The sequence below is a fragment of the Ochrobactrum soli genome, from assembly GCF_003664555.1.
GTDB classification, from domain to species: domain Bacteria; phylum Pseudomonadota; class Alphaproteobacteria; order Rhizobiales; family Rhizobiaceae; genus Brucella; species Brucella teleogrylli.
In genome coordinates, this window is the sequence record NZ_RCHH01000017.1 from 18,555 (window position 1) to 30,277 (window position 11,723).

An 11,723-nucleotide genomic window follows, 5' to 3' on the forward strand; every position below is an offset into this window, starting at 1 on the left:
GCTTGAGTTGCATTATTTGCGATCAGAAAAATTTTCAGCGTTCGCAACTGCTGCGGCGAAGAGTTCGTCTCGGGATCGGGTCCCGACCCCACTTTGCAAGCCCTCGTCAACGAAGTGCTGCATAGCGGCAATTTTATCGCTGCGCATCTGATCTTTACGGATCAAATCGCGCACATAGTCGCTCGCGTTTGAATAGCGTCCTGTCTTTGCCTGCGCCTCAACCCATTCTTTCATCGGATGAGGGAGCGATACGTTCATGGTTGCCATTTAAGTCTCCCTTCTTTGGCTTACATTGTGCATTGGCAAAGTTTGTCAATTCAATTTCAACGACTCTGCCGCAGTGACTATGTGCCGAAGTTGTGGCAACGAAGGAGGATGAAAGCACTCAGAGCATCATTACGTGATAATCAGATTGCGACCACCTTTGTGGCGTTTATCTGCGCGTTTTTGATGCTTCAGGGAATGCTGTCGGGCTTCACACACAGCGCCATGGCTGGAAGTGAATACGAGAATTTACTCGGAGTAATCTGCTCGACCGCCGGAGCAGTTCATCTGCAAGCCAATGAAGATGACCACAAAACGCCGTCCAAATCTGGTGATTGCCCGTGTGCTTCTCTTTGCCGACTGGCATCGAGTGCCCTGCAAGTTGCGCTGACACCCACCCAGGCGTCTTTTCAGGAGCCCATTCGCAGCACCAGTCTGGTCCGATATTCAGTAATTTCGGCAGCCTCCAGTCCACAATCAAGTTTCTATTCTGAAGCCAGAGCTCCGCCGCCAATCTCCTGAACAGTTCACCTGGCGCAACCCGCCACATGGAATTCAGGAGAATTGCAATGTCTGAAGACACTCAAGGCGCGGCGCGTTTCGCATCCGCCCCATCCGATCTCTATCGTGCCGTTTGGCGCTGGCATTTCTATGCCGGTCTGCTTGTCCTTCCCTTTATGATCACATTGGCAATAACAGGTGCTCTGTACCTGTTTCAGAACGAACTCGACGGGATCGTTCACGCCGACCTCAAGCGCGTCCAAGTTCAGGAAACTTCAAAAGTTTCTCCATCGGCAATGGTGGAAGCATCTCTCAAAGCTGTACCGGGAACCGCGATCAAATTTACCGATCCGGCAAGCCCGAACAGCTCTGCCGAGATAACAGTAAACACGCCGGACAATGGGAAGGTCGCTGTTTACGTAAACCCTTATTCGGGAAGTGTGCTTGGATCGTTGCCTGATCGTGGCACAGTGATGTTGACAGTCCGATATCTGCACAGTCTGAAATATTTTGGGTCCTACGCCAGAATGGCGATTGAGATTGCCGCGGGATGGGCGATACTTCTGGTGGGAACCGGAATTTATCTCTGGTGGCCACGAAAGCAGTCCGGCGGTGTTGTGAGCGTGCGGGGCACTCCATCAAAACGTGTGTTCTGGAGAGATACGCATGCGGTAACCGGTATCGTTGTTGGTTTCTTTATCGTTTTCCTTGCCGTTACAGGAATGCCATGGTCTGGCGTGTGGGGTGGGAAGGTAAACGAATGGGCGAATGGCAACAATTTCGGATATCCTGCTGGCGTCCGTGTTGCCGTTCCCATGTCCGATGAACACCTTGATCATATTGCGAAAACAAGCTGGTCGCTTGAACAGGCGCAGGTTCCCATGTCGTCGGGCGACCATGACCAAATGAGTTCCATCGGCCTTGATAAAGCCGTGGCAAAATTTGACGATCTTGGGCTTCATCACGGTTACGCTGTCAATATTCCAACAACTCCGACGGGTGTATTTACCGGATCGGTCTACCCTGATGATCTGTCGCAACAACGGGTTGTCCACCTCGATCAATATTCAGGAAATGTTTTGATCGATATGAGCTATGCAGACTATGGGCCGCTTGGAAAAGCGCTGGAATGGGGAATTAATACCCATATGGGCCAGCAGTTCGGTCTCGCCAACCAGATTATCCTGGCGCTTGCCTGTATTGGCATCGTGCTCTTGGCGGTTTCTGCCGGGGTTATGTGGTGGAAGCGGCGTCCCGAAGGCTCTCTTGGCGTTCCGCCGATACCGGGTGACAGGCGGGTATTCAGAGGCCTGTTGCTTATTCTCGTGATTGGCGGAATTGTGTTCCCACTCGTGGGAGCATCCCTGCTCGTGATGCTCGTCCTTGACTCGATTTACACACGCTCGCGAGACCGAGCGAGAGCCAATCGGAAAGCACGAGCCTAGCATCCACTTTGCTATTTCTTAGAGCACGAAACTGACCATCCTCGATGGTCAGTTTCGTAAAATTGAGGCCGATCTGGAAAGCTGGCCAGCCTTCGCGTAGCGGACTTAAAACTCCCAGTCTTCATCCTCTGTCGCCACGGCCTTGCCGATGACATAGGAAGAGCCCGAACCGGAGAAGAAGTCGTGGTTTTCGTCAGCATTCGGCGAAAGTGCTGACAGGATAGCCGGATTGACCTTACAGGCCTCAGCTGGAAACAACGCTTCATAACCGAGATTCATCAGCGCCTTGTTCGCGTTATAATGCAGGAACTTCTTGACGTCTTCGGTCAGGCCGACGCCGTCATAAAGCGCTTCCGTATAGCGAACCTCATTATCGTACAGCTCAAGCAGCAGCTCGAAAGCAAAGTCCTTGATTTCCTGCTTCTGCGCTTCGCCCAGCACTTCAAGCGTACGCTGGAACTTGTAGCCGATATAATAGCCATGTACGGCTTCATCGCGGATAATGAGCCGGATAAGATCCGCCGTATTGGTGAGCTTGGCGCGGCTCGACCAAAACATCGGCAGATAGAAACCCGAATAAAACAGGAAGCTCTCCAGAAACACACTGGCGATCTTCTTCCTGAAAGGATCATCCGCACGGTACTGTTCGAGGATCAGTTCAGACTTGCGTTGCAGGAACTCGTTTTCTTCCGACCAACGATAGGCGTCATCAACGTCTGGTGTCAGACAAAGCGTGGAGAAGATCGAAGAATAGGAGCGCGCGTGGACCGCTTCCATGAAGGCGATGTTGGAAAGCACCGCCTCCTCATGGGGCGTTGCCACGTCCTCCATCAGCCCCACTGCGCCGACGGCGTTCTGGATCGTGTCGAGCAGGGTCAGACCCGTGAAGACACGGATCGTCAGCTGCTTTTCCTGCGGCTTCAACGTTTCCCAGGACTGGATATCATTGGAGAGCGGCACCTTTTCCGGCAGCCAGAAATTACCCGTCAGTCGGTTCCAGACTTCCAGATCCTTGTCGTCTTCGATGCGGTTCCAGTTGATGGCGCGCACGAGACCCGGGGTCTTTCCTTTGCCGGTTTTGAATTGCATGTTCATTGGATTTCCTCTGGTCACATCTGGAACTTACAAAGCGCAGGAAACGCAGCCTTGCACCTGTGTCCCCTCAAGCGCCATCTGGCGCAGCCGGATGTAGTAGATCGTCTTGATGCCTTTCTTCCAGGCATAGATTTGAGCCCGGTTGATGTCGCGGGTCGTGGCCGTGTCGCGGAAGAACAAGGTCAGCGACAGACCCTGATCGACATGCTGGGTCGCAGCCGCATAGGTGTCTATGATCTTTTCCGGCCCGATCTCATAGGCGTCCTGATAGTAATCGAGATTATCATTGGTCATGAATGCAGCCGGATAATAGACGCGACCGATCTTGCCTTCCTTGCGGATCTCGATCTTGGATACAATCGGATGGATCGAAGAGGTGGAGTGATTGATATAGGAGATAGACCCGGTCGGCGGCACGGCCTGTAGGTTTTGGTTGTAGAGGCCACCCTCCATCACCGCCTTTTTCAAATCGCGCCAGTCATCCTGCGTGGGGATCGCGATGCCTGCCTTTTCGAAAATCTCACGTACCTTTTCGGTCGCGGGCTGCCAACACTGATCCGTATATTTGTGGAAATATTCACCTGACGCATATTTGGATTTTTTAAAACCGCTGAACGATTTGCCCGCTTCGACGGCAATGCGGTTGGAAGCACGCAGAGCGTGGTAAGTCACGGTGTAGAAATAGATATTCGTGAAATCCACCCCTTCTTCCGAACCGTAGAAAATCCGCTCACGGGCCAGATAGCCATGCAGGTTCATCTGACCAAGGCCGATGGCGTGGCTTTCATCATTACCGCGCGCGACAGACGGCACCGAGCTGATATGGCTCATATCAGAAACCGCCGTCAGCGCCCGAATGGAGGTCTCGATGGTCTTTCCAAAATCCACTGAATCCATCGCGGCTGCGATGTTGAGCGACCCCAGATTACACGAAATATCCTTGCCGAGATGGGCATAGGAAAGGTCTTCATTAAAGATGCTGGCTTCGCTCACCTGCAGAATTTCCGAGCAAAGATTGCTCATGGTGATGCGCCCGTCGATTGGGTTGGCGCGGTTCACCGTGTCCTCGAACATGATATAGGGATAGCCGGACTCAAACTGGATTTCCGCCAGAACCTGGAAGAATTCGCGCGCGTTGATCTTCCGCTTGTGGATGCGCGCATCATCGACCATTTCACGATATCTTTCCGTGACCGAAATCTCGGTCAGCGGCTGACCATAGACCCGCTCCACGTCATAAGGCGAAAAGAGATACATATCCTCATTGTTGCGGGCGAGTTCAAAGGTGATATCCGGGATCACCACACCGAGCGACAAGGTCTTGATACGGATTTTCTCATCGGCATTCTCGCGCTTGGTGTCGAGGAAGCGCATGATATCGGGATGATGGGCATGCAGATAAACCGCACCGGCTCCCTGTCGTGCGCCAAGCTGGTTGGCGTAGGAGAATGAATCCTCCAGAAGCTTCATCACGGGAATAATGCCCGAAGACTGGTTCTGGATCTGCTTGATCGGCGCGCCGGATTCGCGAATATTCGTCAGGCTCAAGGCCACGCCGCCACCGCGTTTGGAAAGCTGCAATGCGGAATTGATGGAACGTCCGATGGACTCCATATTGTCCTCCACCCTCAACAGGAAACAGGACACGAGTTCGCCGCGCTGCTTCTTGCCCGCATTGAGGAATGTCGGCGTTGCAGGCTGATAGCGACCGGAAATGATTTCATCGACAAGGTCACGCGCCAGTTGCTCGCTGCCGCGCGCCAATGCCAGCGCCACCATGCAGACGCGGTCTTCATAGCGCTCCAGATAGCGCTTCCCGTCGAAGGTTTTCAGCGTGTAGCTGGTGTAATATTTGAAGGCGCCCAGAAATGTCGGGAAACGGAACTTTCTCGCATAGGCCTCATCGAAAAGATCACGCACGAAATTGAAGGAATACTGGTCGAGCACGGCCTGCTCGTAATAGTTCTCGGTTACCAGATAATCCAGCTTCTCCCGCAGATTATGGAAGAAGACCGTATTCTGATTGACGTGTTGAAGAAAATATTGCCGCGCAGCTTGCCGGTCACGGTCCAGCTGGATGTTGCCTTCATCGTCATAGAGATTGAGCATTGCGTTCAGCGCATGATAGTCCAGCCCATCCGTAGATTTGACGGGCTTGGGGCTGTTCGACGCTGCCGCTTGTGGCGCGTCCTCCGCAATCGGCTCTGCACCGCGCTCGCGGATCAGGGTTGTGTCTGCCGTGTCCAAAATCGTTCCATCCCGTTCCTGACATTGCCAATGTCTTCATCCGTTCCCAAAAGCTCGAAGCGATAAAGATAGGGAACCTGACATTTGGCGGAGATTATTTTGCCGGCTATGCCAAAAGCTTCGCCGAAATTGCTGTTGCCCGCGGCGATCACGCCGCGGATCAGCGAGCGATTGCCCGCATTGTTGAGAAACCGGATGACGGGCTTTGGCACCGCCCTCTTGTTTCCACCGCCGCCATAGCTTGGCGTCATGAGCACGAATGGCTCGTCTATCTGCAACGGGCTCGTGTCATCCTCACCCCTTTGCAGGATGGGAATGCGCCTCGCGCGCATTCCAAGCCGCTCTACGAAACGGTGCGTGTTCTCGGAGCGACTGGAAAAATAGACAAGGAGACCCATTGCAGAACTCATGCAAAGCCACGGTCACGAAAGGCCGTTGATCATATCCGGGCGAAAACCGGCCCAGTGGGTTTCACCGGCCACGACGACCGGCACCTGTCGGTAACCCAGCCCCGTCACGAGATCGAAAGCCTCCATATCTGCAGAAATGTCGATGACCTGATAATCGATCCCCTGGCGGTCGAGGGCGCGGGTTGTTGCGGTGCACTGGACGCAAGCGGGTTTGCTATAGACGGTAACGTTCATTTCTTCCTCACTGGATTGGGCGCAAGCTGACTGGGACCCGTCCGCCGTATGGGGGACAGATGCGCATAAAAGATCGTTCGCGCACGGGACATGCGCGTGAAGACGGACAAAATGGGGAAAGTCAGCGATGCATGAGCACCACTGGACCGCGCAAAATCACCTCTGGAAAGGTGGTCCTGAACTGAAAGGACAATACAAACTGGACAATGTGTCAGACATGGACTTCACCCCGAAGCTAGTGAGCGGGTATTCGGGGTAACAATCGGCAAGAAGCACAACTCGCCTCAATGACTGCACACCAACCGGACACCCCGCCCGTGGACGTTCATTGCTCAAGGCAGGTCTCCTGGCTCACGGGTTAGCGCCCTTGTCGGTCTTCCCAGCTTACGCCAGTGACATGATCAACAAGAACTCACCGTTTACAGTTGCGGGGGCAGCTTCGGCTTCGTCTCAACCTTCATGGCGGCGACTCACCGAATTCCCTCTTAGCTTTCGACCCATCGAATCGAAAGAACCTAGAACACTATATATAGTATTCTAAGTTAAAAATCGGTCAATAGATAGTTGCGGAAAACGCGCGTCGGTGGGCGAATACGTCAATCGCGACGACGAAACGACGAGGCATCGATGTCGTGCCTTTGCAGCCTTGCATAGAGACTACGGCGCGGCAGTTGCAGCACTTCAGCAGCAACGCCCACATCGCCATTGCATCGTTCGAGCGTGGCGCGGATGACCCCTTCCTCGAACCGATCCATCTGTTCGGATAACGGCAATGTGCTCGGTTCATGTTCAGGGTCATGCCGCAAGCCAAGCACCACCTGTTTGGCATAATTGCGCAGCTCGCGCACATTGCCCGGCCAGTCGTCGGAATGGAGCCGTGACTCGATGGCTGCATCGATTGCGGGGCGCGGTTGCCCGAACTGGCTGGCGGCCTCGTCGAGAAAATAGGCAAAAAGGAGACCTATATCCTTGCGGCGTTCACGCAAGGGCGGAATGCGCAACCGCACCGTTTCTAGCCTATAGAAAAGATCAGAGCGAAAACGCCCCGCTGCAACGGCACCGTCCAGATCGCCTTTGGCGGCCGCAATCACCCGCAGATTGACAGCACGAGGCTCTCCGGTCAGCGAAGGCAACTCGCGCTCCTCCACAACCCGCAGCAACTTGCCTTGCAGGTTGATTGACATGCTGTCGATCTCGTCAAGAAAGAGCGTACCCCGATCAGCATCGGCAATCCTGCCGCGCTGAATACGATTGCCAAACAGGACGTCATCTGCAACCGCATCGGGGAGCGCAGCGCAATCAATCGCAACGAAGCCGCGAGCATGGCGCGCACTCCAGCGATGCAACAGTCGGGCGACAAGTTCCTTGCCCGTACCAGTCTCGCCTTCGATCAGTACATCAACATCGACGCTCGCCAATTGGCGAATCGTGTCGCGCAGCCGCACCATGACCGGCGTTTCGCCCAGCAATGGATAATCCTGCTCGGCTTCCGCCGCAGCACGGCGCAGACGCCGGTTTTCCAGCACCAGACGGCGCATTTCCAGCGCACGGCGCACACTGGAAATCAGGTGATCGGCTGCAAAGGGTTTGGCAATAAAATCGAAGGCGCCCTTCTTGAGCGCCGTGACGGCCATGCCGATATCGCCATGGCCTGTCATCAGAATGACCGGCAATTCGGGGTCACGCGCCAGCAGCGCTTCCATAACGGCATGGCCATCGATACGCGGCATCCGAATATCGGTGACGACAACGCCGGGAAAATCGGCGGTCAGATTGGCTAGCGCCGACTGGCCATCGCCGTGGGTTTCAATATCGATCCCGGCAATCTCGAAGGAATCCGCAAGGGCCGTGCGAAACGGCGCATCGTCATCGACCAGCATCACGCGCAAGGGTTCACTTTCCGTCATGCTCACCGTCCTTATGCACCCGCTTCCACGTCGCAGCAAAAGCCGCACCACCCAGTGGTGAAGGAACGACCAGCAACGTTCCCTCCAGTTCCGTCATCAGATCGCGCGCGATACCGAGCCCAAGACCAAGCCCGTCCGGTTTGCCGGTGACAAAGGGGCTGAAAATCTCGTCATCCAGTTCCGGATCAATACCCGGACCGTTATCTGCAACGATCAACGACACTTGCTCATCGTCTTGCTCGATGATGATTGCGACATGTGGATCGGGCTGCGCCGTCACGGCATCGAGCGCGTTTTGCAGCAAATTGACGAGCACCTGTTCCGAGCGGATACGGCAGGCGAACACCATCAATTCTGATTGCTCCGGCATATCCAGCGGTACATTGGCATTGCGAAAACGGTCGCCCATCAACACCATCGTGCCATCGACCAGTTCGTTCAGTGGTATCGGACGCGCAACGCTGCCGCGTCGACGGGCAAAGCGGCGCATCTCCTGCGTAATGGAGCCGATGCGCGCCGTTAGATCGACGGAGGTCGTCAGATTTGCGGCAACCTTGTCGAGCTTGCCCTTGGACAGATAGTGCTGCGCATTCTCGGTCAGCGTACGGATGGTCGCGACCGGCTGATTGATTTCATGCACAAGGCCCGCAGTGATCGAGCCAAGCGAGGCCAGCCTGTTTGCTTGCGCCAACTCCTCACGGGCATCACGAAAGCGCTTGTCGGCGCGCTCGCGCTCGATCATCTCGGCACTTAGTTCCGCCGTGCGTTCGGCGACAGCTTTTTCCAGCGCAGCGCGATCAGCAGTTGCACGCGCAGCGTGCGTCATGCGCCAGTAGACGGCAGCGGCAAGCAAAAACACCACCAGCATCGCCGCAACGGTGATCAGTCGCGCCAGATCATGTGCCGCCTGCATGGACGGTGCGGTCGGCTCGATATGGACCAGTTTCAGCGCGGTCCCGGCAATGGGTTCTTCAACGACGACGAACAGATCGCCGGAAGGTCCGCGCATCACCCCTCCAGACTCAAAAACATAACGGCTCGGCTGGAGATCGGCGGCATGGAACTGCCCGCTTTGGATAATTTTCGTCCGTTCGGCGGTGGTAATCGGCTGGAAAGACCGCAGCGCTTCCGGCATATCGGTCGAGGCCAGAATGATTCCGCGTGGATCAATCACAAAGGTCTGACCCGGATCGTTCGTCCATGTGGTGACCAACCGGTGAAACTCAAATTTCACCACCACCACGCCGACCGGATTGGTCTGATCACCGATGCGCCGGGAAAGGAAAAGACCGAAACGTCCGCTCAGATCGCCGATGGCGTAATATTCGGCGTCACCGGCAGCCATGGCGCCCTGAAAATAGGGGCGATAGCTATAGTTGCGTCCAACAAAGCTTTCCGGCGTGCCTGCATTCGATGAGGCAATAACGACACCGTCACGGCCGATGACATAGATGATCGGCGAGCCGATCTCGCGGGCCAGAAAACCGAGATTGGCATTCAAGCGCGCGACGGCGTCCTGCGCCCCGCCTGCCAGCACATCCCGCAGATCGCTATATTCCTTCAACGCGACAGGAAGGAGACGAAACTTGGCCAGTTCACTGTCGATCAGACGTGTTTGCTGACGCGCAACAAGCGTTGCGTTCTGACGCAACCGTTCGGTCGCGCCCTGCTCCGTCCATAGTTTTGCAGCCGTCCAGAAACCCGCCGCCAATATAATAGCAAAAGCAAGAAGCAGGAGTTTCACCGCGTTTCGGGACATCGTCATTTGTGCAGAATTATGCAATATCCAACGTAAAGTCACGCAGATTTTTGCACAAATTTTGCGGACTTACGCAGCCGCGGACCGTCTTTTCCAAATAATTTCAAAGAATTAAACTTTTTAACGTCGATCTATGGCGATTGAAATTCGCGTCCCGCATCTTATCGCCACCACGAAAATGGGAGTTTCGTCAGGAGGGGTTCACCTATGCAGCGATATCAATGCCCGCCTCAAGTTAGCCGAACGGGGATTTCAATTTCCTCAAAGCCAATGGCGCTTTTGTGGCGGAGCGCGGTTCATAGCTGAACCCTCCTTTCACAATTCAGACAATCCGGCTTCGGTTTTCAAGCCGTCCGGCACCACAGCCTTTTAAAACCCTCAACACAACAGAACCCGACTGGCAGCGCAACGAAGCTGCGCTTCTGCAACGGGTTGATCCTCAGATATCGAGACATGTGAAGGAACAATAATGGCCTCAATAACATCCGAACGGAGTGATGCGCCGAGCACCAACAGTCGGCTTAAATCGATCATCGGTGGTTCTACCGGCAATTTGGTCGAATGGTTCGACTGGTATGTCTATGCTGCTTTCACGCTCTATTTCGCACCGCATTTCTTCCCTTCCGACAGCCAGACCGCGCAGCTTTTAAGCGCCGCAGCCGTCTTTGCCGTCGGCTTCGTGATGCGTCCGATCGGTGCGTGGATCATGGGCATATATGCGGACCGCAAGGGCCGTAAGGCTGGTCTGGCACTCTCCGTGACACTGATGTGCGCTGGTTCGCTGATCATCGCGCTCACCCCAGGCTATGAGACCATCGGCATTGTCGCGCCAGCCCTTCTCGTCCTCGCACGACTGATGCAGGGCCTGTCGGTCGGCGGCGAATATGGTGCGAGCGCCACCTATCTTTCTGAAATGGCGGGGAAAGACCGTCGCGGCTTTTTCTCATCGTTCCAATATGTGACGCTGATCTCGGGCCAGCTCTTGGCCATTCTTCTCCTGATCGTTCTGCAATCGACCATGGAAACCTCGGCGCTGGAAGCCTGGGGCTGGCGTATTCCATTCTTCATTGGCGCTCTGCTTGCCGTTGTCGTCTTCTGGCTGCGTCGCGGCCTTGCGGAAACCGAAAGCTTCAAGAACGCGAAAGCGAAGGATGCGCCAAAATCGGGCTTCTGGACCCTGATCAAGTACCATCCGAAGGAAACTGCGCTGGTCATGCTTCTGACCGCTGGTGGTACGCTCGCCTTCTATGCCTACTCGATCTATATGCAGAAATTTCTGGTCAACACGTCGGGCTTCAGCCGTGAAGTGGCAAGCCAGATCAATGCCGTGACACTGTTTGTCTTCATGTGCCTGCAGCCGATAGCCGGTGCGCTTTCGGACAAGATCGGTCGCAAGCCCCTGATGATCGCCTTCGGTGCGGCCGGCGTGCTGTTCACCTACCCGATTTTCACCACGCTGGAACAGACCCGCGATGCATGGACTGCCGGGATTCTCGTTATGGCGGCACTGATCATTGTGACCGGTTACACTTCGATCAACGCGGTAGTAAAAGCAGAACTTTTTCCGGCTCACATCCGTGCGCTTGGCGTGGCGCTGCCCTATGCTCTCGCCAATACACTGTTTGGCGGCACGGCGGAGTATGTCGCGCTGAGCTTCAAGAATGGCGGCTGGGAACGTGGCTTTTACTGGTACGTCACCGTCATGATCGGCATTTCCTTGATCGTCTATCTCCGTATGCGGGATACGAGCAAGGACAGCATGATCAAGGAAGACTGATCATATTGCCTCCCAAGCGCAAAGAATGCCGGGCCTTATAGCCCGGCATTCTTTTAGGAAGGCTCTATTTTAAGAACGTAAAGC

10 protein-coding genes and 1 riboswitch are annotated in these 11,723 nt (G+C 55.0%); of the genes, 3 read left to right on the forward strand and 7 right to left on the reverse strand.

Features of this window, described 5'->3' with window-relative positions; genetic code table 11:
- Positions 1-12: 12 nt before the first annotated feature.
- A complete protein-coding gene (locus D8666_RS20270; protein WP_109366286.1) occupies positions 13-267 on the reverse strand; it encodes a type II toxin-antitoxin system ParD family antitoxin in 255 nt (84 codons plus the stop codon).
- 108 nt (positions 268-375) lie between these two features.
- On the opposite strand from D8666_RS20270, the gene D8666_RS20275 reads away from it, so the two are divergent.
- Complete coding sequence (locus D8666_RS20275) at positions 376-786, forward strand: DUF2946 family protein (RefSeq protein WP_167836136.1); 411 nt, start codon at positions 376-378, stop codon at positions 784-786.
- Between the two features lie 47 nt (positions 787-833).
- The gene (locus D8666_RS20280; RefSeq protein ID WP_167836137.1) at positions 834-2,210 is read left to right on the forward strand and encodes a PepSY-associated TM helix domain-containing protein; all 1,377 of its coding nucleotides are present in this window, start codon (positions 834-836) and stop codon (positions 2,208-2,210) included.
- Positions 2,211-2,315: 105 nt separating this feature from the next.
- Here D8666_RS20280 and nrdF read toward each other — a convergent pair whose 3' ends face one another.
- The 6 genes from nrdF to D8666_RS20310 form a co-directional block, all read right to left on the reverse strand.
- Entirely contained in the window at positions 2,316-3,305 is a 990-nt protein-coding gene (gene nrdF / locus D8666_RS20285; RefSeq protein WP_371830840.1) for a class 1b ribonucleoside-diphosphate reductase subunit beta, read from the reverse strand.
- A gap of 27 nt (positions 3,306-3,332) precedes the next feature.
- Positions 3,333-5,552, reverse strand: a complete 2,220-nt coding sequence (gene nrdE / locus D8666_RS20290) for a class 1b ribonucleoside-diphosphate reductase subunit alpha (protein ID WP_121539207.1) — start codon at positions 5,550-5,552, stop codon at positions 3,333-3,335.
- Positions 5,528-5,950 (reverse strand): class Ib ribonucleoside-diphosphate reductase assembly flavoprotein NrdI, encoded by a 423-nt coding sequence (gene nrdI / locus D8666_RS20295; protein WP_121539208.1) that lies wholly within the window; start codon positions 5,948-5,950, stop codon positions 5,528-5,530. Before nrdI ends, nrdE begins: the two co-directional genes overlap by 25 nt.
- Positions 5,951-5,974: 24 nt before the next feature.
- Positions 5,975-6,196 carry a glutaredoxin-like protein NrdH gene (gene nrdH, locus D8666_RS20300; protein ID WP_109366291.1) on the reverse strand — a complete coding sequence of 74 codons (222 nt, stop codon included), beginning with the start codon at positions 6,194-6,196 and terminating at the stop codon, positions 5,975-5,977.
- A gap of 319 nt (positions 6,197-6,515) precedes the next feature.
- Positions 6,516-6,730: riboswitch (cobalamin riboswitch) on the reverse strand.
- Between the two features lie 62 nt (positions 6,731-6,792).
- Positions 6,793-8,103, reverse strand: a complete 1,311-nt coding sequence (locus tag D8666_RS20305; RefSeq protein WP_109366292.1) for a sigma-54-dependent transcriptional regulator — start codon at positions 8,101-8,103, stop codon at positions 6,793-6,795.
- Complete coding sequence (locus tag D8666_RS20310) at positions 8,090-9,868, reverse strand: sensor histidine kinase (protein ID WP_121539209.1); 1,779 nt, start codon at positions 9,866-9,868, stop codon at positions 8,090-8,092. Before D8666_RS20310 ends, D8666_RS20305 begins: the two co-directional genes overlap by 14 nt.
- A 463-nt stretch (positions 9,869-10,331) precedes the next feature.
- Here D8666_RS20310 and D8666_RS20315 point away from each other — a divergent pair, with 463 nt between their 5' ends.
- Positions 10,332-11,639 carry an MFS transporter gene (locus D8666_RS20315; protein ID WP_109366294.1) on the forward strand — a complete coding sequence of 436 codons (1,308 nt, stop codon included), beginning with the start codon at positions 10,332-10,334 and terminating at the stop codon, positions 11,637-11,639.
- Positions 11,640-11,723: the final 84 nt, after the last annotated feature.